The organism is Trichococcus sp. (assembly GCF_055118575.1).
Map to the genome: position 1 here is coordinate 1 of NZ_JBSQPW010000031.1, position 20,677 is coordinate 20,677.

The 20,677-nt window shown below is 47.0% G+C and carries 22 protein-coding genes and 1 other annotated feature; of the genes, 14 read left to right on the top strand and 8 right to left on the bottom strand.

Going from position 1 to position 20,677, the window contains the following annotated elements; all coding sequences use genetic code 11:
• The first annotated feature begins 169 nt into the window (after positions 1-169).
• The 3 genes from ACTCCX_RS09470 (at position 170) to ACTCCX_RS09480 (ending at position 1,382) form a co-directional block, all read left to right on the top strand.
• Positions 170-727 (top strand): group II intron maturase-specific domain-containing protein, encoded by a 558-nt coding sequence (locus ACTCCX_RS09470; RefSeq protein WP_463275764.1) that lies wholly within the window; start codon positions 170-172, stop codon positions 725-727.
• Between the two features lie 241 nt (positions 728-968).
• Positions 969-1,136 carry a hypothetical protein gene (locus ACTCCX_RS09475; RefSeq protein WP_157080392.1) on the top strand — a complete coding sequence of 56 codons (168 nt, stop codon included), beginning with the start codon at positions 969-971 and terminating at the stop codon, positions 1,134-1,136.
• Positions 1,137-1,262: 126 nt separating this feature from the next.
• Positions 1,263-1,382: a type I toxin-antitoxin system Fst family toxin gene (locus tag ACTCCX_RS09480; RefSeq protein ID WP_422255247.1), complete on the top strand. Its 120-nt coding sequence runs from the start codon at positions 1,263-1,265 to the stop codon at positions 1,380-1,382.
• Positions 1,383-1,562: 180 nt separating this feature from the next.
• Here the strand turns inward: ACTCCX_RS09480 and ACTCCX_RS09485 are convergent, their stop codons facing one another.
• Positions 1,563-2,456: a MurR/RpiR family transcriptional regulator gene (locus ACTCCX_RS09485; protein WP_463275765.1), complete on the bottom strand. Its 894-nt coding sequence runs from the start codon at positions 2,454-2,456 to the stop codon at positions 1,563-1,565.
• 288 nt (positions 2,457-2,744) lie between these two features.
• On the opposite strand from ACTCCX_RS09485, the gene ACTCCX_RS09490 reads away from it, so the two are divergent.
• The 6 genes from ACTCCX_RS09490 to ACTCCX_RS09515 all read left to right on the top strand — a co-directional run bounded on the left by ACTCCX_RS09490 (position 2,745) and on the right by ACTCCX_RS09515 (position 10,138).
• Positions 2,745-4,121, top strand: a complete 1,377-nt coding sequence (locus ACTCCX_RS09490; protein ID WP_463275766.1) for a 6-phospho-beta-glucosidase — start codon at positions 2,745-2,747, stop codon at positions 4,119-4,121.
• An 85-nt stretch (positions 4,122-4,206) separates the two neighbouring features.
• Positions 4,207-4,449, top strand: a binding site (T-box leader).
• A gap of 55 nt (positions 4,450-4,504) precedes the next feature.
• The gene (locus tag ACTCCX_RS09495; RefSeq protein ID WP_463275767.1) at positions 4,505-5,533 is read left to right on the top strand and encodes a 3-deoxy-7-phosphoheptulonate synthase; all 1,029 of its coding nucleotides are present in this window, start codon (positions 4,505-4,507) and stop codon (positions 5,531-5,533) included.
• Positions 5,534-6,198: 665 nt separating this feature from the next.
• Complete coding sequence (locus tag ACTCCX_RS09500) at positions 6,199-7,119, top strand: ROK family protein (RefSeq protein ID WP_463275768.1); 921 nt, start codon at positions 6,199-6,201, stop codon at positions 7,117-7,119.
• A 420-nt stretch (positions 7,120-7,539) separates the two neighbouring features.
• Positions 7,540-7,971: a MerR family transcriptional regulator gene (locus ACTCCX_RS09505; protein WP_463275769.1), complete on the top strand. Its 432-nt coding sequence runs from the start codon at positions 7,540-7,542 to the stop codon at positions 7,969-7,971.
• Between the two features lie 71 nt (positions 7,972-8,042).
• Positions 8,043-8,894 carry an aldo/keto reductase gene (locus ACTCCX_RS09510; RefSeq protein WP_463275770.1) on the top strand — a complete coding sequence of 284 codons (852 nt, stop codon included), beginning with the start codon at positions 8,043-8,045 and terminating at the stop codon, positions 8,892-8,894.
• Between the two features lie 353 nt (positions 8,895-9,247).
• Entirely contained in the window at positions 9,248-10,138 is an 891-nt protein-coding gene (locus ACTCCX_RS09515) for an alpha/beta hydrolase (RefSeq protein WP_463275771.1), read from the top strand.
• Between the two features lie 92 nt (positions 10,139-10,230).
• On the opposite strand, the gene ACTCCX_RS09520 is transcribed toward ACTCCX_RS09515, so the two are convergent.
• The 5 genes from ACTCCX_RS09520 to ACTCCX_RS09540 all read right to left on the bottom strand — a co-directional run bounded on the left by ACTCCX_RS09520 (position 10,231) and on the right by ACTCCX_RS09540 (position 15,596).
• Positions 10,231-10,743, bottom strand: coding sequence for a CarD family transcriptional regulator (locus tag ACTCCX_RS09520; protein ID WP_463275772.1), 513 nt, complete (start codon positions 10,741-10,743; stop codon positions 10,231-10,233).
• Between the two features lie 417 nt (positions 10,744-11,160).
• Complete coding sequence (locus ACTCCX_RS09525; RefSeq protein ID WP_463275773.1) at positions 11,161-12,618, bottom strand: glycoside hydrolase family 1 protein; 1,458 nt, start codon at positions 12,616-12,618, stop codon at positions 11,161-11,163.
• A gap of 182 nt (positions 12,619-12,800) precedes the next feature.
• On the bottom strand, positions 12,801-13,664 hold the full coding sequence (locus ACTCCX_RS09530) for an AraC family ligand binding domain-containing protein (protein WP_463275774.1): 864 nt from the start codon (positions 13,662-13,664) through the stop codon (positions 12,801-12,803).
• A gap of 230 nt (positions 13,665-13,894) precedes the next feature.
• Complete coding sequence (locus tag ACTCCX_RS09535) at positions 13,895-14,506, bottom strand: DUF1349 domain-containing protein (protein ID WP_463275775.1); 612 nt, start codon at positions 14,504-14,506, stop codon at positions 13,895-13,897.
• Positions 14,507-14,975: 469 nt separating this feature from the next.
• A complete protein-coding gene (locus tag ACTCCX_RS09540; protein WP_463275776.1) occupies positions 14,976-15,596 on the bottom strand; it encodes a metal-dependent hydrolase in 621 nt (206 codons plus the stop codon).
• A 229-nt stretch (positions 15,597-15,825) separates the two neighbouring features.
• Between ACTCCX_RS09540 and ACTCCX_RS09545 the strand changes: the two genes are divergently transcribed.
• Positions 15,826-16,266 (top strand): OsmC family protein, encoded by a 441-nt coding sequence (locus ACTCCX_RS09545; protein ID WP_463275777.1) that lies wholly within the window; start codon positions 15,826-15,828, stop codon positions 16,264-16,266.
• 293 nt (positions 16,267-16,559) lie between these two features.
• Here the strand turns inward: ACTCCX_RS09545 and ACTCCX_RS09550 are convergent, their stop codons facing one another.
• The gene (locus ACTCCX_RS09550; protein ID WP_463275778.1) at positions 16,560-17,450 is read right to left on the bottom strand and encodes a LysR family transcriptional regulator; all 891 of its coding nucleotides are present in this window, start codon (positions 17,448-17,450) and stop codon (positions 16,560-16,562) included.
• Between the two features lie 128 nt (positions 17,451-17,578).
• Here ACTCCX_RS09550 and ACTCCX_RS09555 point away from each other — a divergent pair, with 128 nt between their 5' ends.
• From ACTCCX_RS09555 to ACTCCX_RS09565, 3 genes are all read left to right on the top strand, one after another.
• Positions 17,579-17,791, top strand: coding sequence for a MerR family transcriptional regulator (locus ACTCCX_RS09555; protein WP_463275779.1), 213 nt, complete (start codon positions 17,579-17,581; stop codon positions 17,789-17,791).
• Between the two features lie 23 nt (positions 17,792-17,814).
• On the top strand, positions 17,815-18,054 hold the full coding sequence (locus ACTCCX_RS09560) for a SemiSWEET family sugar transporter (protein WP_463275780.1): 240 nt from the start codon (positions 17,815-17,817) through the stop codon (positions 18,052-18,054).
• An 80-nt stretch (positions 18,055-18,134) separates the two neighbouring features.
• Entirely contained in the window at positions 18,135-18,551 is a 417-nt protein-coding gene (locus tag ACTCCX_RS09565; protein ID WP_463275781.1) for an HD domain-containing protein, read from the top strand.
• A 76-nt stretch (positions 18,552-18,627) separates the two neighbouring features.
• Here ACTCCX_RS09565 and ACTCCX_RS09570 read toward each other — a convergent pair whose 3' ends face one another.
• Positions 18,628-19,506, bottom strand: a complete 879-nt coding sequence (locus tag ACTCCX_RS09570) for a LysR family transcriptional regulator (protein WP_463275782.1) — start codon at positions 19,504-19,506, stop codon at positions 18,628-18,630.
• Between the two features lie 319 nt (positions 19,507-19,825).
• Here ACTCCX_RS09570 and ACTCCX_RS09575 point away from each other — a divergent pair, with 319 nt between their 5' ends.
• Positions 19,826-20,671, top strand: a complete 846-nt coding sequence (locus tag ACTCCX_RS09575) for a dimethylarginine dimethylaminohydrolase family protein (protein ID WP_463275797.1) — start codon at positions 19,826-19,828, stop codon at positions 20,669-20,671.
• Positions 20,672-20,677 lie beyond the last annotated feature (6 nt).

Consider the following 20,677-nt stretch of genomic DNA (forward strand, 5'->3'; position numbering starts at 1 on the left):
ATCCACGACAAAGCCATACTCAAGATTATCCGCAAGTTCCTGTTGAGTGGTGTAATAGACCTGTCCGGCGAATTCGTAGAAAGTGAAACAGGCGCACCGAGGGCACCATTTCGTTCGCTTCGCTGATGACTTTGTCATCTTTGTAAAAACAAAGAGAGCAGGCGAGCGGGTGCTCCTGAGTGTCACCCGCTTTATCGAGAAAGACCTGAAGCTAATCGTCAACAAAGACAAAAGCGAAGTGGGGTCACCTACCCGTTTAAAGTTCTTGAGTTGTCTGATAACTACTGTGAATGGGGTCTGTCGCTACAGGCCCACCAATGCCGCCAAAAAGAAATTCATCAACAAATTGAGACAGCTGACGAAACGAAACCGCTCCGGCGATTTCCAGCAGATTTCTAACGAAATCAACAGTGTCACAAGGGGATGGATCAATTACTTCGGTGTAGGATTTATTAAGAAATTCATCCGAAGGACAGAACAATGGCTGAACCGCAGAATCAGACAACTTATCCTCAAACGTTGGAAAAGGACACGCACGAAGATTAACAGACTAATCAAGCTAGGTCTCGATAAAGACAGCGCCAAGCGCATCGGGTTCTCCAGAAAGAAATACTGGAGGCTTTCCAAAACGCCTGAAGTTCATCGGGCTCTTACAACGAAAAGACTCCACCAATGGGGCCTAACGCCATTAAGCCATCTGGTAGAGTCTGCTTACTTAAGATATTGAACCGCCGTGTACGGAACCGTACGCACGGTGGTGTGAGAGGTCGGAGCCTGTTAGCTCCTCCTACTCGATTTTTGCATGATATCGACCAAAATATGATTTTGGAACAATATTGGCTGAGCATCATTCTTGACTTGAAGCTCAAATAATTGTATAAATTTACTACACCTCATCAAGAGTCTGCCAATCGCTGCTGCTTTTACAATCAGCCTTTTACATAAGTTTTATACAAGGAGGAAATGCTATGAAAAATTACTTTAATACAAACGAAATGACGTTGCAGGAACGCGAGCATCTGCAAATTGAAATGGAAATGAAGAAAAACTACTACGGTGCTTTTGTCAGCAATGTGCTGACGGATGAAATGACCGAAAAAATGGAAAATATCTGTGGAGATGACTTGTGTCAGTAAATACCAATAGCTGCATGATACTGATGAGGTGCACGAATAACTATACTGGAATGAAGGGCTACCTCAGCCAAGGGGTGGCCCTTTGTTTGGTTTATGCTCAATTATAAATTATTCTGTGCTATAATCATGAATGGCAACTTGCCCCGAAAGGGGGTGCTGTTTGTGTTTGATTTAATTTCATTGGTTATCGCACCACTTTTTGTGGGACTAGTATTATTGCTAGTTGAGCACTGGTTAGATGATTAGCGGATAACCACGCAAGTTGTCGCTAACCTACACGTCTATTGTCGCAGTGGACGTAAAAAAAGCCACTCCCTTTCGTCGCAGTCAGGGAGTGGTTTTTGTGCTGTTTGCACTGATTTAATTTCATATCGCAAAGCCATTATAACATGGAATATTATAGTTATCAATTCTCCAACTAAATCGCTACATCTTTTCCCCGCCAGTATCTTCCTGCATGATATCCGAACTGGTTTTCCTTTTGTCGGCTATTTTGCCCAAGCGGATGATATGGGCCAGGTTCTCCTCGTATTTTTCGGCAAACACGATCGAATACAGGACATCCAGCAGGTAGATGACGGAAAGGTTGACCGTGAAGTTGCCGATCTTTGAATACAGTTTCTCCCGCGTCGTGATCGGTAGATAGCAGTCCACCACCCGCGAAAGGTAGTTGTCGCCGATGCTCGTGATTCCAATCGTGGTGATGCCTTCAGATTTCAATATATTCGCGATCTGCTTCATTGCGTTGCTTTCGCCGGTATAGGAAATCAAGATGGCGCAGGTGCCCTCGGGACAGTTGTAGGCTGTGTAGACGTCTTCACCTTTGATGGTAGAGACGGCCGTGTGATGCTTGATCCGGTTCATCTTCAAGGCAAAGTCCTGCGGGATGAGCATATTGGCATTGGTGGCAAAGATTTGAATATGCTTTGACTTCAGCAGCATCTGCTTCGCTTGCTGCAGCGTATCGTGGTGGATCAGCGAGAGCGTGTCCTCAATAGTTGATTGTCCGAGAGAGGCCATCTTTTTACTGATTGTCATGATTGAGTCGTTTGCTTTGAACGGCAGGTTGGCATCGATGTCGACGAAATTGCGCGTCAGATAGTCGTGCTCCTCCTGGTAAGCCTTTTTGCATTCCACCCATCCGGCAAAACCTAACTTTTTGGCGATGCGGATCAGTGTGGAAGGCTGCGTATAGGTTTCCGCTGCGATCTCCTGCATCGTCTTTTCATCCAACACTTCCGGATAACGCAGTAGGTAGTCCACGACTTCTTTTTCAGCCGGGGAAAACTTGATGGTTTCCATTTTTTCGCGTATCAGCATAGGCAGAGCGCCTCCTGTTCTTAATATTTGTACTAACAAGTTGTCCAGCTTCAGGGCTAAACGAACCCGTTCAGCATTTCTGTCCATTTACAAAAATTATAGATTAATGTAAATGGTATGTAAACGATATTTTGATCAAAAAAGGTCAAAAAGCGAAAAAGATTTGAATATTTAGGTGGATTTTGTGCGAATTTTGTAAAAAGGTTTTGAAGTGATAGGCGACCTCTTGTTATTGATATTTACATGATGGATAATAACCTTGTAAACGAAACGAGGAGGAATATACAAATGACAAAAGGCGTTAAAATTGTAACTATCGGCGGAGGAAGCAGCTACACACCTGAATTAATGGAAGGATTCATCAAGCGTTATGATGAACTGCCTATCCGCGAAATCTGGTTGGTGGATATCGAAGCAGGGAAAGAAAAATTGGAAATCGTCGGCGCAATGGCGCAACGTATGTGGGATGCATCTCCGTATGACGTGAAAATCCACCTGACTTTGGACCGCAGAGAAGCATTGAAAGATGCTGATTTCGTAACGACACAATTCCGTGTTGGTTTACTGAATGCCCGCGTCAAAGATGAGCGTATTCCATTCTCTTATGGCATGCTGGGTCAAGAAACAAACGGTGCCGGCGGAATGTTCAAGGCTTTCCGTACAATTCCGATCATTTTACAGATTGTTGAAGATATGAAAGAATTGTGCCCAAATGCTTGGTTGGTCAACTTCACGAATCCGAGCGGCATGGTAACTGAAGCAGTCGTACGCTACGGCAAATGGGACAGAGTAATGGGCTTGTGCAACGTTCCGGTTATGGCTACCATGACTGAACCGAAAGCATTAGGCGTTGAAAAAGAGGACTTGATTTACAAGTTTGCTGGCTTAAACCACTTCCACTGGCATAAAGTCGCCGACGACAAAGGCAACGACATCACTTACAAAGTGATCGATGCGATGTTCGACAAAGATGCAGGCTTACCGAAAAATATCCACGACATTCCGTTCTACAGAGAACAATTGGAACAAATGGGCATGATCCCTTGCGGCTACCACCGTTACTACTACCGTGAAGAAGAAATGCTGGAGCACGGTCTGGAAGAATTCAACGGCGAAGGCACACGTGCACAACAAGTGAAACAGACAGAAGCTGAATTGTTCGAATTGTACAAAGATCCTAATTTGGATCACAAACCTGAGCAATTGCAAAAACGTGGGGGAGCGTACTACTCCGATGCTGCCTGCGAAACAATCGCTGCCATCTACGCCAACAAAGACACGCAAATCGTCGTATCGACTAAAAACAATGGTGCTGTTCCTGACCTGCCGGCTGACTGCGTAGTCGAAGTCACTGCTTACGTCGGCGCACAAGGCGCTCGCAACGTTGCTTTCGGTGAATTGCCGACTGCTGAAAAAGGCTGGTTGCAAGTGATGAAAGCTATGGAATTGTTGACGATCGAAGCGGCTGTAACAGGCGACTACGGCACAGCCTTGCAAGCATTCACAATCAATCCGTTGATCCGTTCAGGGAACACTGCGAAACGCATCATGGATGAATTGTTCATCGCGCATAAAAAATACTTACCGCAATTCGCTGAAACGATTGCTCGTTTGGAAGCGGAAGGCGTAACAGTCAAAGACGAAATCGCAAAAGACCTGGATTAATTCGCTGAGAAAACCCTATCATTCACTTTTTTCAAAAAATCATTTGACATTTCCATGAAAAATGAGTATATTCTGAGAAACAACATAAAAAGTGATGATAAGAAGTAGTAAGTTATTGAGCTGACCAGAAAGGTGCCGGTAGATGCGAGGCACACATGCGAGATAGCCGAATTCATCTTTGAACTTCGCACTGAAATCAAGTAGGCTGCGACGGGTGATAGCGTTCGTTATTTCGCTAGGGTATTATAATGTACCTGTCGAGGTAGGCTTGCGCGAGTGGTCTGCGAACAAAGGTGGTAACACGAGTCTATACGGCTTCGTCCTTTCCAATGAAAATTGGAAAGGACGAAGCTTTTTTTGTTGAAGAAAATGGAGGGATTAATATGGGATTCAAAGCATTGAGTGAAAAAATCGATTTCGAACTAGTCAAAGAATTATCCAAACTGACACCTGAGCAAGCAGAGGTGAAAGCAGCGCGCGACAAAGAGTTGCACGACATCATCGAAGGCAAGGACGACCGCATCCTGTTGATCATCGGACCTTGCTCCGCCCATGATGAAGAAGCGGTTATGGAATACGTGCGTCGTTTGGCGAAATTGCAGGAAAAAGTCAAAGACAAAGTGTTCATGGTTCCCCGCATCTACACAAACAAACCGCGTACGACCGGCGACGGCTACAAAGGCTTGTTGCATAAACAAGATCCTACCGGCAAGAGCAACCTGATCCAAGGAATCGCTGCTGTGCGCAGCCTGCATAATCGAGTCATCACAGAAACAGGCTTGACGACAGCTGACGAAATGCTGTACCCGGAAAACTTGGATTTTGTTGATGATCTTGTCAGCTACCATGCAATCGGAGCGCGCTCCGTTGAGGACCAACAGCACCGTTTCGTTGCCAGCGGAATCGATCATCCGGCCGGCATGAAGAACCCGACAAGCGGCAACCTGAAAGTGATGTTCAATTCCGTATATGCTGCCCAACAAAAACAAAAATTCATCCATAATGGCGTGGAAGTGGAATCCAGCTCCAACCCATTGGCGCATGTTGTATTGCGCGGCGGCTTGAACGAGTACGGCGAAAACATCCCGAACTATCACTACGAAGACCTTGTCAAAGTCGTGAAAGCTTACGAAAGCGGGGACTACAAGAATCCGTTCATCGTCATCGACACGAACCACGACAACTCAGGTAAAAAACATATGGAACAGATCCGCATCGTCAAAGAAACGATGTTCAACCGCTCATGGAACGCTGACATCAAGAGAATGGCGCGCGGTTTCATGATCGAGAGCTACCTGGTAGACGGACGTCAAGAAGACGACGGCACAGTCTTCGGCCAATCCATCACCGACCCATGCCTGGGCTGGGAAGAAACAGAAGAGTTGGTTAACTACATCGCAGAAAACGCATAAGAATAATGAATGCGGGGCCAGGAGAAATCCTGGCCTATTTGTGTTTTGTTACGTTTCGGGGGACCACCGGAGAAGAAAGGTGCGCTTGGGAGCTCATCTCCGTCGAGCGACTGCTGGCCGGAGGAGACTTTATTGCGGGCGGCTGTACTCCGGAGAAGCCGCGGTGGTTGAAGGTGATCATCTTTTGGGATGTTTTCCTCCGGCAGAAATGCTCCTCACCTGAGGAGAACGTCAAATCCGGTTGGAAGAAGCCTCACCGGAGAAGAATAGCGCGGTCAGATGCTCATCTCCGGTGAGCGATTGTTGGTCGGAGGAGGCTTTATTGAGAGCGCCTATACTCCGGCGAAGCCGTTGTGGTCGGAGGTGATTGTCTTTAGGAATGTTTTCTTCCGGCGGGAGACTTCTTCTCGGCGATACATACCAGCAGCGCGATTGCTGCGGTCAACGCGGTCTACATCTACATTCCATAGGCATTGACTGCGGTTTCAATTATTTTTATCTATCTCTATAAATTGGATAAAGAATATGATAGTATTATGAGTGACTTAGACAAACGCAAAGCAAAACAATAACAGCACTCAGGGTGAGGCGGATTACTCGCCGAGCCCTGATTTTTGTTTTTCCAGAGCGGAAGCATACCAACAATAAGCGAAGGCGGGACTCCAATGAAGAAAAATTACTTAAGCATCGACATCGGCGGCACGAACATCAAACTGGCAGTGATTGACCATTCCGGCCAGATCCAGTCCAAAAAACAAGTGCGGACTCCGCACGAGTTGGACGCGTTCCTTGCGGTTCTCGAGGAAGAAATCGCAGCGGTCCAGGATACGATCCGCGGCATCGCCTTTTGCTGCCCGGGTAAAGTGAATACGGATACAGGCGTGATTTCCTTCGGCGGCGCGTTGCCTTTCCTGGATGGCGTTTCTTTCGTGGACGAATTCCAGCCGAAGTTTCGGGTTCCCGTCTCCGTCATCAATGACGGCAAAGCGGCTGCCTTGTCCGAATTGTGGCTCGGCAATCTGAAAGGCATCGAAAACGGCCTGGCATTGGTCCTCGGCACCGGCATCGGCGGCGGGCTGATCCTCGAAGGCAAACTTTATCAAGGCAAGCATTTCCAGGCAGGCGAACTGAGCTTTATGATGAAACAATCGGCTCAGCCAAGTTTTGACGATATGTACGGCAAAACGGGCTCTGCAGTTGGGCTGGTCAAAATGGTGAATCTGGAATTAGGCACGGAGGATACGAAGGATGGGGCGGCCGCATTCGAGGCAATCAACCAAAAAGATCCGAGCATCTATCCGATTTTCGAAACTTTCGCGCGGGAAATCGCCTATATGATCTGCAACATCCAAGCCATCCTCGACTTGGATAAAATCGTCATCGGCGGAGGCGTCAGCGCCCAACCGATCGTGACCGAGGAAATCCGGAAGCAATATCGAGCCATACGCTCGCAGCTGCCTTTCCTGGATGCGACTCTGACGGAAGTCGAAATCGACACCTGCCGCTTCCGGAACGATGCGAACCTTTTGGGTGCGCTGTACCAGCTGTTGCTGAATGCGGATGAAGAGATGGCAGTGAATAGCTAAAAATCAATCCCAATTACACTAGGAAACTCCCATGAAGTTTGCAATCTACGTCGTAGGCTTCATGGGAGTGTTTTGTATTTTTGATATAGTAGTTTTGCTTCTTAACCAGAGTGCACTATCTGTAATATGCTCCTCCGATGAAGGGAGGCTTCGTCGATGGACATCCATTATTTTATCCGCGTACTCCGATGAGCGTCGTTTAGTCAGAGTTCATACTGAAAATTGCTGTTCAACTCCTGTGAAGGATGGCCTCACCGGAGCTGAACGCCACGAATTTAAAGGACACCGAACTAAGGCCTATCCGGATGTTCAGACTCACAATTTTTCCAACTGCTTTCCTTTGTGTGAACGCTTGCCCTGGAGTCCACTTCATGGTTTATAATGATCACATAGACTAAGCACAGAGAGAAGTGACCCAAGATGAACAGCAAAGAAGTAGCGCAGCTATTTGAATTGCCGATCGATACGATCAGATATTACGAACGGGTGGGTGTGATTCCGCCGATCACGCGCGATAAAAATGGTTATCGAATATTCGAGAAAAGGGACCTCAATTGGATCTTTCTGGCGAAAAGTTTGCGAAAGGCGGGCTTATCGATCGAGTCGCTGATCGAATTCGCCAACTTAGCGCAATCGAAGGAAAATAACGTGCGGGCAGCCCAAAAACAGATTCTCAAGGATCAATTGATTGAGGTCAATGCCAAGTTGGAAGAAATGATTCGGGCGCGGGATTTGTTGGAGTACAAAATCGAGACATTCGATGATCATGTCGCAAAAATCAATGCCGGCGAAATGAATGATGACGAGGTCGAGGAACTTTGGACGATGAAACATTTCAAAGTTAAACAATAACGCTTGCTATGGAGCATGCTCCATAGTTTAGACTAAGCTGTGTAGTAAATAAACCATTTGGAGGTAATAATATGCATACAGTGAAATTAAATAACGGTGTAGAGATTCCGGTACTAGGTTTTGGCACTTTCCAGATTACCGATCCAGTTGAAGCGGAACAGTCTGTCATTGCAGCAATCAAAGCGGGCTACCGTCACATCGATACGGCGCAATCCTACATGAACGAAGAGGCAGTCGGACGCGGCATCGCGAACTCAGGCGTGCCGCGCGAAGAGCTTTTTGTGACAACAAAAGTTTGGGTCGAAAATGTTTCCTATGAAGGCGTCAAAGCTTCATTCGAGCGCTCGCTGAAACGTCTGGGATTGGATTACGTTGATATGCTCCTGATCCACCAGCCTTACAGTGATGTCCACGGGGCTTGGAGAGCGATGGAGGAATTGCAGGAGGATGGGAAAATTCGCGCAATCGGCGTTTCCAACTTTGCTGTTGACCGTGCGGTGGATTTAGCGGCATTCAATAAAGTCGTTCCGCAGATGGACCAGATCGAAATCAATCCGTTCCACCAACAAGTAAAGGCGATCGAAGCGTTGAAAGCAGAAGGCATCATGCCGGAAGCCTGGGCTCCATTTGCTGAAGGCAAAAATGACATCTTCAACAATGAAGTGCTGGTCGCTATCGGCAAAAAATACAACAAATCAGTGGCGCAAGTCATCACGCGCTGGTTAGTTGAACAGGACATCGTTGTGCTTGCGAAATCCACCAAACCGGAACGCATGGCCGAAAACTTGGATGTGTTCGACTTTGCCTTGACGGATGATGACAAAGCCCTGATCGCGACTTTGGACGACGGCGCAAGCCAATTCTTCTCCCATTCCGATCCGAATATGATCAGATGGATGGCAGAAAGAAAAATGAACGTATAACGAACATTTCTTAAATGCTGTGTGTCGGGCAGCAAGAGTGCGGAACGATGATGATGGCGGTAAGACCTGTCAAGTTATCGTTTTGTGCTTTTTTAGTATCCGTAGCCATGCAGTTTGTCGGATAACCGCTGAGTATCCGACAAATAGACAGAGGATTATACCGAAATTATCGAATGTCGCATAGCATCCGGCAAACTGGCCGAATCTGGGACGTAAATAATCGGATAGCAAGCTTATATCCGATTATTCGAGCTGGATCATAGCGGAAATCACCAGCTCGCGGATAATTTCTTCAGTCTGGCCAAACCCATCTGTCCGCAAATGCGGATGTGCCAAGAAAAAGGTGATCATAAATGATGAACAAAAGAATGCCCCTCACCAAAGACGATACGATCGGAGCGATGATCGACCATCCGGCTTTCCGGGGTTTCGGCCGACTGCTGTTGCCGTGGAACGACAGGCTGGATTTGGATCTGCCGCTCTCACGGATCGCCAGGTTGTTGCCCTACCATAGCCATGTGGACGTGGATACAGTCGTCCAAGCGCTCAATCGAATGATTGACGCGACGGATGCGGGTGATACGATTTTCTATGATATTTATCCGGAAAAAGCAAAAGCGAAGGATGCTGAAAAGCGGCAGACCGGTTTGTTCTGGTTTCGCGGTAAAGTTGGCGCACCTTTCGCGGTGATTGCTCCCGGAGGCGGCTTCGCTTATGTAGGAGCCGTGCATGAAGGTTTCCCGTATGCCATGAAAATCGCCGATCGTGGCTATCATGCGTTTGTGCTCCGCTACCGTCTGGGGAACCGGAAGGCCACCGAAGATATGGCTGCGGCCATCGATTTCATCGAAGAACATGCGGACGAGTGGGGTATGGACAGACAGAATTATTCGCTCTGGGGCAGTTCAGCCGGTGCACGGGTGGTCGCAAATATCAGTGCCAACGACTTGAAAGCATACGGAGGGCAAGCGGGGATTAGGCCGCGCGCAGTCGTCATGGCCTATACCGGGCACGCGGGTTATTCAGAAAATGATGCACCCACTTTCAGCATCGTAGGGGAGCAGGATTACATTGCCGATCCTGACATCATGTGCAGAAGGGCGCAGAAAATGAGTGGGCTGGGAATCCCGGTAGCGTTCAAAGTGATCCCAGGATTGGGCCATGGCTTCGGGCTCGGTACCGGCACGAAGGCGGAAGGCTGGATCGATGAAGCGGTTCGGTTTTGGGAAAGGCAGTCGGAATGAAAAAGTTGCGTACGCAGTTGGATAAATTTACAAAAATACAAAAAACAGAAATCCCGAATCAATGGGATTTCTGTTTTTTTATCTGCAGCATTTTATTTGCTAAATTCAAGTTCTGTTACTTTTTCTTCGACATAAGCTTTTACTTCATTTTTTGGCATCTCCAACACAACCGCGAATTCGCCGTAAAGCATTTCTTCGGCTTTTTTCATGTAGCGTCTGTCGGTTTCGGAGACCTTTTTATTTTTTGTAGCGGCGATCTGGTTCTTGAGGTAGACCGTTTTGATCACCTGGATCAGGTATTTGCAATCATGCCGTTCCATGGCTTTATCATAATGTTCTGAAAGCAGATTTGCGCTGCTGTATAGGATGTCCGTTTCGATGGTCGGAATCTGTTCGATTATTTCTTGCGCGTCATCAGCCGAAATTACGGGACGCATGAATACTTTCGTATCTACGGGTGTGTACACTGTTCCGTTACGATACAGTGGCTTCAAAACATAATATAGACGATCATTTGCGACAGCCGTAACATTCATAACTTCGATCGCTTCGACTCGGCAGACCCCTTCGTTACCATAAACTATCAAATCATTCACTTTGTACATTTTTTCCTCCATATCTATTCCAAAAGCAACAAAAAAAGCGTGCAGATTTTGACAACAGGACTTACGTTCGTCAAAACAACACGTTGTATACATATTATACCAAATTTTGACTGTTTTTGTAAGAGGCGATTTCAAATAAAGTTTCTAGAATATGGTTTTCATTGTAAACCGCTGTTCATCAAGGGAAGGAACGGAAATCCACGATAAAGTTCGGATTACTGATTTGATCAAGAAAATTGGGCTGGAATTCCCGGTGAGGGCCCGTTCACCGGGAAACAGCCAGTAGAAAAAAGTGTATTTCCCGGTGGACTTAGCTTCACCGGGAAATGCACAACAGAGTACAGAAAAAATACCCGATGAGAAGCTCCTCACCGGATATAATGCTCTATTCTGCGGTTTTTCTGGAATGAAGCAATCTCACTCGAACAACGTTTTTCCGTCGCTGGCGATGACATCCTTGTACCAATAGTAACTGTCTTTCTTGTAGCGTTTCAGCGAAGGTTCGACGGCTTCTTCGTACTGATCGATATAGACGAAGCCATAGCGCTTTTGGTAGCCGTTCAGCCAACTGAGGAGATCGGTGAACGACCACGTGCAGTATGCGAGTACTTCCGAGCCTTCTTCGATCGCCAACTTGATTTCCTTGAGGTGCTCCGCCAGATAGGCGATGCGGTACGGATCATGGATGCTGCCGTCCTCTTCGAGCGTGTCAAAGGCGCCGAGGCCGTTTTCGGAAATGATGATCGGCAAGTCATAGCGGCTAGTGATGTCGCGGCAGCCGGCGCGAATGCCAATCGGATCGATCGTCCAATCCCAATCCGTCGTCGGCAGATAAGGATTCAGTGGGTTCTTGTATAATCCCGGAACACCAGGAACTGTCATCGATCCTTTTTCGCCGGTCGTGTTGAACACGCCGCTGCTGTCCACGCCGTCCAGCGGATTGTATTCGACCGTCTCGCTGCGGTAATAGTTGACGCCCATGAAGTCGACGTGCTTGGCCGCTTCAGCCAGCAGTTCCGCATCGCCTTCCTCCATTTCCGGCGCAACGCCTTTTGTCTGCAAATACTTCATGGCCGCCTTCGGATAGCGTCCATAGGCATAGACATCCATCCACCAATAGTTCTTCAGGTCGTCATAGTCCATTTTGGCGATTACGTTTTTCGGTTTGCAGTCGATGGCGTAGCTCGGATGGAGGGCGAAGCTGGCGCCGATCATGCCGCCCGGGACCAGATCCTGGAAGGCGAGCACGGCCTCTGCGTGCGCCAGGAAGACGTTATGGTTGACTTGGTAATAGAGTTTTTCTTCGCCGCTCATTTTCGGCGGGTGCTGCGCCGTCATCCAGCCCATCCGTGTGAAGATATTCTGTTCGTTGATCGTAATCCAGTATTTCACTTTGCTGCCGTAAGCTTCGAACAAGGTCACTGCGTATTTCTTGAAGTCGGCGATGATTTCCCGGCTTTCCCAACCGCGGTATTTTTCCTGCAGGAACAGTGGCAGGTCCCAGTGATAGATCGTTACCATCGGCTCGACGTTGTGTTCCAGGCAAAGGTCGATCAGCTTATGGTAGAAATCCAGGCCCTTTTGGTTCACTTCATCCATGGAAGTCGGGAAAATCCGTGCCCAGGCGATCGAGAAGCGGTAGGTTTTCAAACCCATTTCCGCCATCAAACGGACATCTTCCTCAACGCGGTGGTAATGGTCGACGGCGACATCGCCATTTGTGTTCTTATAGGTAGTGCCGGGCACCTTGACGAATTCATCCCAGATCGAAGGGCCTTTGCCGTCCTCGTTCCATGCGCCTTCCACTTGATAAGCTGCCGAAGCACTTCCCCAGAGGAAATCCTTCGGAAAAGCGTTGTTGTTTGCTTGCAACATGATAAAAACACTCCTTTTCACAATTTTGTCCATTCGTGTGCTGCTTCCCCTCCATTTTAACATGTATGATGCAGAAACCGCATGATTTAGGATGGCGCTTACAATAATCAAGTGGAGTCCCCGACATTATGACTGATAAAACAGCCAAAGATGTATCTGATCAATTAAAAAACGGTACATCATCAAAGACGATGCACCGTTTTTTCGTTGTGCTGCTCTTGTTTTGCGTATTCCGCTTTTCTGTGTGCGGTGGGTGTGACGGAAAACTTCCTTTTGAAGGCCTTGGAAAACACAAGAGGATCGCTATAGCCACTGTATTCCGCGATTTCGTCGATCGTGAAGTTGTTTAGATTCAAGAGTTCCGCAGCACGTGTCAGACGATGGTCCGTCAAATATTGCTGCAGAGTGACGCCCATCTCCTGTTTAAAAATGCTCGAAAGATAGCTACGGTTCAGACACAATGCTTCCGCAAGGCTTTGGACAGTCATTGGAGTGGCATAATTACTTCTGATGTAGGCAATTGCTTCCCGGATGTGTGGATTCCGGCCTGATTCTTTGACATCGGGGTTTTTGGTATTCTGTTTGAGCAAGGCTAAAAATTCATACAGACGGGCTGATAGCATCAATTCAGCAAAAAGAGAGTCTTGATCCCACAAAAAAGAGTCTTCGATGATTTCGATGATGCGTTCCATGTTTTCTACTTGGAAAACCGGATGATGGCCATTACAACCCAATGCGTCCAGGTAGAACGCGGCAAGCTCACCTTCGAACCCGATCCAATAGTAATGCCAAGGGTCTTCTTTGTCGGCTTGATAGAGAGTTCTGGTATCCGGAGGAATAATGAAGCCTTGGCCTGCTAAAACTTCATAGCTTTCATTTTCCAATTGGTAGCGGCCTTTGCCTTCTGTAACGATATGGATAATGTAATTTGGCCTGACAGCCGGTCCGAAACTGTAAAGTGAGTCGCACACCGCTTTTCCGGAGAAAAGAATCTTGAGGTCCTTTTGATTATTGAAAAAGTAAGATTTAAAAAAAGAAGTTTCCATGATTACCACCCAACATTTTGTCTACATTTGAAAACATTATAAGCTATGGGATGCGTTCTCGGCATTTTTGGCATAATTCCGCGCGAACAGGGCGGCATACAGAATATCCAACACCAGCAGAGTGGACACACCGGTAGAGCTTTGAGGAAATTTCGGTAATGCCGTCCGCTTTTTTGAGTAATTTATTAAAACCGTTCATAATAATCTGGTTATCAAATTAAAATTTCTCCCTATACATTTCCATCTGAGGCTTGCCCATCATGAGCTAGCCATTTACAATCTGTTATCTCCATATTTGTAAATATTGCTTTGAACGATGAATCTTCTGGACTACAAGCATAAATACCAAATTGAATAGAACCATTACCCTTCCACATATGGAATATACGCATCTGACTGTAATTAATTCCATCAATCGATGATTCTATACAATAATCATCCTCTCTTCGACTAAATCTATACCACATAGATTTAATAGATGCATCAATAACTGTAGTAGCCCAATCAGAATAGCCATTATTCGTAACAACACTTCCTAAATGTTGAAAATGTTCATTTTCATATTCAATGGAGCATTTAAACCAATTTTCGCTATCTAAATACATAACTACTCCACATTGGTCAAAACGATGATTGCTTTCAAATTCAGTTTTTACTATAAAAGAAAAGTATTTTTCATTAGTTTTAATTTGCAAAACAGGCGCGTTATCATTCCTAAAATTGTAATAGGTTCTTTGCCATAAGTCAGTATGAGGTTCTGTCATAATTTCTATTTTGTTTTCAGTAATGCTATAGTTTTTAGGTTCTCTTATCCATTTTAAATCGTTACTATTAAATTCCATATTTTTCCTCACGTATCAAACCTCCGCAACTGTTTATGGTTATATTATACCCCAAAATCAAAAATCTTAATCAATTATCAACAATGAAATAGAACAGAGCCAAATGATGAAATTATGTTTCAACAAATAAGCACTAAAAAATAAAACCTGCAACGGTGTGCCAATAGCAGCCGAAAGCATTTACTTTTTTTGTCAGGAAATCAATAATGGAAGCTTGACCGGAGGATAGCGGGCGAATGGGGTGGGATCTTCGGTGAAGGGTACTGTCACCGGAGGACATTTGGAAGACGCGGCTGCAACTCCTGCCAAGACCGCCTAATCGGAGAAGAACGAGATAACCGGAGTCCCACCTCCGGCCAAGGCGGCGCTAACCGGAGGACTGAGTAACGCAGCGCGCAAACATGAACCAAAAACCACAAGCATCCCGGCTATATTTGAGCTAGGACACTTGTGGTTTTTGCTATTTCTGCTATGCAAAGAATGCTAATCCCATTCTTCCAATCAGCATTAGAATTTCGATGATGACAACAATGCTGCCGATTTTGAACAACCAGCCGTTCACGACACCGTTCGCGCTGCACAAACCGAGGCGGGTGCCGCCTGGGAGCGGATAAAATAGCTTCACGCGCTTATGGTTCAGCGTATCGATCGCAATATGGGAAGCCATCGCAACCGCGAAATAAGGAACCAAGAGCGGAGATAAAATATAGACGGCCATGCTCAGCAAGGCCAGTCCAAGTATGGAATGAAGGAACGATCGATGTGGTTGTTCCTTTCCGAAGATGCAGATGCCAAAAAAAATGACGGATCCGAAAAAAATCCGGGAGTACGAGCTGTCATTCAAAATAGCGGAAAAGATTCCGAGTGACCATCGGGACTCGGCGAAGGCCAACAGTACCGATACTGCCAGGATCAAACCGAGAATACAGTCCAGTGTCTGGTGGGATTCCGAGGTGCTTACATCGATGTCGCTGATGACGGACCCGACGACTGCAACGCCCAGACAGATAAAGAGTTCTTTCAGCGTGGAAGGTTGCGTAACCAACAGGCTGGCGGCGGTCCCTACCGCTACGTGTGTTTTTCCAGTCATGATGAATCCTTTCAAAAATGAAATAAGCGAGAACGTTTGTTCCTGCCGTTGTTATCATATCTGATTCAGGGTAAAAAAGAAACAAAAACCTTGTGGCCCAGATGATACACTTTCCAATATTCGAGGATCTGTTTTATCTATCAGCCTTGTTCGATTTTGTATGTTATCCAAATAGTAAGTGAGATGGTACTCTTTCCTTATCAAATTTTAATAAACAGGGGGAACAAAAATGCCAAATCAATTATTCAAAGTGACATCAACCAGTCTGAACGAAAATTACCAGGTGATCAACAAGGCCAGAGGCAAATCCATCGTGTTGGATGAGCCAGAAGCTTTCGGAGGTACGGATATCGGCTTGAGTCCGGTGGAAGCGTTGCTTGCCGGATTGGGCAGCTGCAAAGCCATCGCTGGGCGGATGTTTGCCGAAAAACTCGGCATCAAACTGCATGAACTCGAGATTGAAGTGAGCGGTAACCTGAACACGGATGGATTCTTGGGCGATGAGAATGTCAAAATCGGCTTCACTGACATTCATGCGGTCTACCGCGTCAAAGCTGATAATACGGAAGCGGAGATCAACCATTTCGTGGAGTTTGTGGAATCGCATTGCCCGGTTGGTGACACATTGATCAATCCTGCCAGCATCAGTTTTGATACAACGATCCTTTGATTTAACAAAAAAGCAAAAGCCCAAATCGCATTCTGCACTTACCGCAGAATGTGATTCGGGCTTTTTGAATTGAACGAATCGGATGCATGGGGGTCCTTACGTCCGGCGAACGAAGCTACATCGGAGATGAAGGGTGAAATAAGTATCCAGCACCGGTGAACGACGTTTAATCGGAGCTGACCAATTAATCGGAGTCCTCAACTCCGCTAAGGATACCCCTCGCCGGAGTTGGAGAACTCAAATCACAACAGCCAAACAGCCAAACACCCAACAACTGATTGTCACATCCTTTCTCAGCCTGTTTTTCTCTGAGCCTCTTCCTGCACCAATCCAAGGAAATAATCCGAGGCTTTCGAAAACACCTGATACTTTTTCCAGACGAAATGAAGCCCGACTTCAAGTCGCGGTTCCAACGGGCGGAAGCACAAAGCGCTGCCTTCACCGGTATGGATGATGCCATCCAAGCACAGCGCATAATGACTGTTTTCCTCCACCAGCAGGGAAGCGTTGTACAGGAGATTATAGGTGGTGACGATGCTCAGGCTGCGTTCGTTTCCTCCGAGCCAACCTGCGAGTTCGTTTTTGACCAGCATCTGGTTCGAGCAGATGACCGGTTTGCCCCGCAGGTCCTTCGGTGTGATGCTATCCAAAGCTGCCAGCGGACTGTCTTTCCTCATCAGGACGCCCCAGCTATCCTTTGTCGGTAATTTGATGAAATCATATTTGGTCATGTTCGTCGGCTCCACAAGCACGCCGAAATCAAGCAAGCCTTTGTCCAACCGGTCCGTGACGTCCTCGGCATTGCCGCTGAATAGATGGAATTTGAGCAGCGGGTGTTCCGCTTGGGCTCTGCTGATAGCGCGCGCAATGATCCGCATGCCCTCGGATTCGCCCCCGCCGATATAGATGTCCCCGCTGAATTCGGTAGCGTCCGCATTCATTTCCGACTCGGTTTTCTCCACGAGCTGGATGATTTCCTCCGCCCTCTTTCTGAGCAGCATGCCGTCAACCGTCAAAGAGATCTTGCGGTTGCCTCTGATGAACAGCTGCTTGCCGAGCTCCTCTTCCAGTTCCTTCATTTGTCTGGAAAGGGTAGGCTGCGTGATATGCAAAAATTCCGCCGCCCCGGAAATGCTCTGTTCTCTTGCAATCGTCAAAAAATACTGCAGCACTCTGAGTTCCATTTGATCAACTCCTTCAGCACTATTTTAGCGCTTCTTGCTATGCCTTTCAAGTATGCCAAGATATCAGATATAGGTATTTGATGTTCTTGCTGAACCGATGTATTCTATTCTCAAGAGGAGTGATACGAGTGGAAATAACCGAAGAAATGCTGATCACAAATCTGAAGGATGCAGGCTGTACCGACGAGACCATCGCTGCTTTCCTGCAATACCGTCAAACGAACGAACAGGCGAAACAAAAGAATTTGCTGAAGAAGCACAGAAGCATTTTACTCGATAGGATCCATGAGGACCAGAAAGCAATCGACTGTCTGGATTATCTTCTCTACAAACTCAAATAAACAACAAACCAGGAGGAAAAAACATGATCGGATCAATCGCAGGAATTCTGACGACATTGTCATTCGTACCACAAGTTATCAAAGTTTTGCAGACAAAGGATACAAAGGCCATTTCGCTGGGGATGTACCTCATGTCAGTGATCGGCATCTTCCTATGGATGGTGCATGGATATGTAATGGGGGACATGGCACTTCTAGTCGCCAACCTCATCACTTTCTGTTTGGCCTTGGTCATTCTGATCGCCAAATTGAAGTATAAATAAGCAATTTCGGTCAGCTTATGCTGATCCTTTTTTGTTTTGGGGGAAAGTCGCTTATAATGGATGAGAGAGGTGGTTCAATCATGTTGGAAGAATTGGCGTTTGAAATAGCGAAAGCCGCGCATGCCGGACAGACGGACAAAGCCGGGCTTGATTATATCCTGCATCCGCAGCAAGTGGCTGCGATGGTGACGACGGATGAGGAAAAGGCTGTCGCGCTGCTGCATGATATCATCGAGGATACGGAGGTGACAGCCAACGATTTGCTGGCCAAGGGATTGCCTGACAACATTGTCGAAGCTGTGGAAGCATTGACCAAAAAATCCGGCCAAAGCTACAGTGATTATTTGGCAAACGTCAAAAAGAACGGACTGGCCACTACCGTGAAGCTGGCTGATCTGAAGCACAATTCGGATTTGGGCCGTTTGGAGAAGGTCACCAAAAAGGATAGGGATCGGGCAGAAAAATACCGCAAGGCGATTGCATATTTATCGGAGTGACAAAAAGAAAAATGGACCAGCAATTCCCTAGAAGGAGGATTTGCTGGTCCATTTTGTGTCATCAGGAGCTGAAATGCTAAGATTTGCCCGTTTCAGCGATAATCAACTTGATGCATGCCTCGACACTGCGCAGCATCGGATTGTCAGACCGATAGATCACTCGCGTCTTGATTTTCAACGATTCGACCGGCGTCGCCAGGATGGTGATACGCCCTGCGAGGATGTCTTCTTTGATGACGTCTTCCGACAGGATGGCGACACCGGTGTCCTTCAGCAAAGCTTGGCGGATCATTTCGAGACTGTTGAAGGTCATCCGATTCTGTTCGGACAGGCCATTTCTGTGCATAAATTCCTGCAGGAAGCTGCTGTAGGAGGATTCTGATTTGTAGAACAGCAAGGGCGGTTGCAGATCGGGTTCTCGTCGCATGCGACTGGCCAAAGCGGTTGAAGCGACCAAGTAAATGTTGTCTTCCCGGAGCAACCGGTCGCGCACGCCGATCGTTGTGTAATTGGCGCTCAGTATTCCGATATCGTATTGCTTATCGCGCACGCCTGAAAATATCAGCTTGGCGTTTTCGGCGGTGTCGATTTCGATTTCGATGTCAGGAAACCGCTCGTAGGCCTTTGCGAAAAACCCCGAAAGGTTCATTTTCATGTAATTCAGATCCCCTACAATCCGCAACCGGAGTTTTTCTTCGGACAAGTTCCGCACCTTTCCCAAGGCTTCCTCATACAGGCTGAATATTTGGGAGGAATACTCGAACAAGGCTTCCCCGGCGCTTGTCAGGAACAGCTTCCGGCCGGCCCGGATGAACAAATCCTGCTCCAGATCCGCTTCCAATTTTTTGATCTGTTTGGTGATCGCCGGCTGGCTCAGTCCGAAATGCTGGGCGGTTTTGGAAAAACTCAAATATGTAGCGCAATAATGAAACGTCCGTAGCTGTGGCAGACCCATCCCAATCCCTCCATGTCAGGTTAATTTCCATTCAGTATAACCTGATGTTATGGAAAAAGGTTAGGTATGTAAGGAAGTCGCGAATCCTGTCAGGTAATGTCACATATCCGGGAAAAGCCGCAACTATTCAAAAATCATCTGCAACACCTGTAGGGACGGAAAGGCATCGTTTTCAGCAATTTACACCAAGTGGCTGACTCTGAAAATGTTGCTTATACTTTGAATCAGATATGAGCAAAGCAAGGGTCCGCGCTGGATGGCAAAGATCGATAGCCGTTCATCCGAGTCCGCAAATGCATCAACTGAACGGAGGGAGCTTATGTACGTCGCGAACGGAACAGGCAGGCTTGAAAAGGTTTTGCTGTCAAAACCCAGTCATGTCCATCAGGCAGAACAAATCAACGAAATTTCAAAAAAATGGGACCTGCAGCAGATAGATGAAAGCCGCATCCAAAAGGAATTCCAGGAACTCCATTCATTATATGAAAGCTTGGGCATCTCAGTCGAGCTAATGGAAAAGGATGAAATCCTTCCGCATGCTGTGTTTTCCCGGGACTTTGGGGGTTGCGTGAACGAAGGCTATATCCTCGGGAAATTCAAAAATGATATCCGCTTGTCGGAAACCGAAGCCTACGAAGTGAAGATGGCCGAGCTGGGCGTTCCGCTGTTGGGGGAAGTGTCAGGAACGGGCGTCTTTGAGGGCGGGGATTTTGCCTTCTTGGACGAACGCACGGTTGCCATCGGTATGTTGGACCGGACGAACGCGGAGGGATTCGGACAGATTAAGAGGATTCTGAAGCCTTTGGGGTATGATGTGCATCCCGTTGAAATGGATCCGCGTTACCTCCATTTGGACATGTGCTTCAACTTGGTAGCTCCCAAGCTTGCAATCGGCTATGCATATTTGCCTGAAACTTTCATAGCGTTGTTGAAAAAAATGGAAATCGAATTGATCACCGATGACGAACATGCGATTTTCCGTCATGGCTACAATGTCCAGGCAATCGGCCGCAATGAAGTGATTTCCTTGGGCCGGAACCGGGGCATCAATGAAAAGATGCGCAAGAAAGGACTCACCGTCCATGAAATCGAATTGACCGAGTTGCTGAAATTAGGGGGAGGCATCCATTGCATGACCTTCCCACTGAAAAGAGTGCATGCATAGGGGGAA

What these genes read in the sequence shown, in the direction of transcription:
- ACTCCX_RS09490 (WP_463275766.1), top strand. Translation starts at nt 2,745, where the DNA reads ATGACAAAAGGCGTTAAAATTGTAACTATCGGCGGAGGAAGCAGCTAC.
- ACTCCX_RS09510 (WP_463275770.1), top strand. Translation starts at nt 8,043, where the DNA reads ATGCATACAGTGAAATTAAATAACGGTGTAGAGATTCCGGTACTAGGT.
- ACTCCX_RS09565 (WP_463275781.1), top strand. Translation starts at nt 18,135, where the DNA reads ATGTTGGAAGAATTGGCGTTTGAAATAGCGAAAGCCGCGCATGCCGGA.
- ACTCCX_RS09520 (WP_463275772.1), bottom strand. Translation starts at nt 10,743, where the DNA reads ATGTACAAAGTGAATGATTTGATAGTTTATGGTAACGAAGGGGTCTGC.
- ACTCCX_RS09540 (WP_463275776.1), bottom strand. Translation starts at nt 15,596, where the DNA reads ATGACTGGAAAAACACACGTAGCGGTAGGGACCGCCGCCAGCCTGTTG.
- ACTCCX_RS09500 (WP_463275768.1), top strand. Translation starts at nt 6,199, where the DNA reads ATGAAGAAAAATTACTTAAGCATCGACATCGGCGGCACGAACATCAAA.
- ACTCCX_RS09560 (WP_463275780.1), top strand. Translation starts at nt 17,815, where the DNA reads ATGATCGGATCAATCGCAGGAATTCTGACGACATTGTCATTCGTACCA.
- ACTCCX_RS09530 (WP_463275774.1), bottom strand. Translation starts at nt 13,664, where the DNA reads ATGGAAACTTCTTTTTTTAAATCTTACTTTTTCAATAATCAAAAGGAC.
- ACTCCX_RS09480 (WP_422255247.1), top strand. Translation starts at nt 1,263, where the DNA reads ATGAATGGCAACTTGCCCCGAAAGGGGGTGCTGTTTGTGTTTGATTTA.
- ACTCCX_RS09575 (WP_463275797.1), top strand. Translation starts at nt 19,826, where the DNA reads ATGTACGTCGCGAACGGAACAGGCAGGCTTGAAAAGGTTTTGCTGTCA.
- ACTCCX_RS09495 (WP_463275767.1), top strand. Translation starts at nt 4,505, where the DNA reads ATGGGATTCAAAGCATTGAGTGAAAAAATCGATTTCGAACTAGTCAAA.
- ACTCCX_RS09525 (WP_463275773.1), bottom strand. Translation starts at nt 12,618, where the DNA reads ATGTTGCAAGCAAACAACAACGCTTTTCCGAAGGATTTCCTCTGGGGA.
- ACTCCX_RS09485 (WP_463275765.1), bottom strand. Translation starts at nt 2,456, where the DNA reads ATGCTGATACGCGAAAAAATGGAAACCATCAAGTTTTCCCCGGCTGAA.
- ACTCCX_RS09535 (WP_463275775.1), bottom strand. Translation starts at nt 14,506, where the DNA reads ATGGAATTTAATAGTAACGATTTAAAATGGATAAGAGAACCTAAAAAC.
- ACTCCX_RS09515 (WP_463275771.1), top strand. Translation starts at nt 9,248, where the DNA reads ATGATGAACAAAAGAATGCCCCTCACCAAAGACGATACGATCGGAGCG.
- ACTCCX_RS09570 (WP_463275782.1), bottom strand. Translation starts at nt 19,506, where the DNA reads ATGGGTCTGCCACAGCTACGGACGTTTCATTATTGCGCTACATATTTG.
- ACTCCX_RS09505 (WP_463275769.1), top strand. Translation starts at nt 7,540, where the DNA reads ATGAACAGCAAAGAAGTAGCGCAGCTATTTGAATTGCCGATCGATACG.
- ACTCCX_RS09475 (WP_157080392.1), top strand. Translation starts at nt 969, where the DNA reads ATGAAAAATTACTTTAATACAAACGAAATGACGTTGCAGGAACGCGAG.
- ACTCCX_RS09545 (WP_463275777.1), top strand. Translation starts at nt 15,826, where the DNA reads ATGCCAAATCAATTATTCAAAGTGACATCAACCAGTCTGAACGAAAAT.
- ACTCCX_RS09550 (WP_463275778.1), bottom strand. Translation starts at nt 17,450, where the DNA reads ATGGAACTCAGAGTGCTGCAGTATTTTTTGACGATTGCAAGAGAACAG.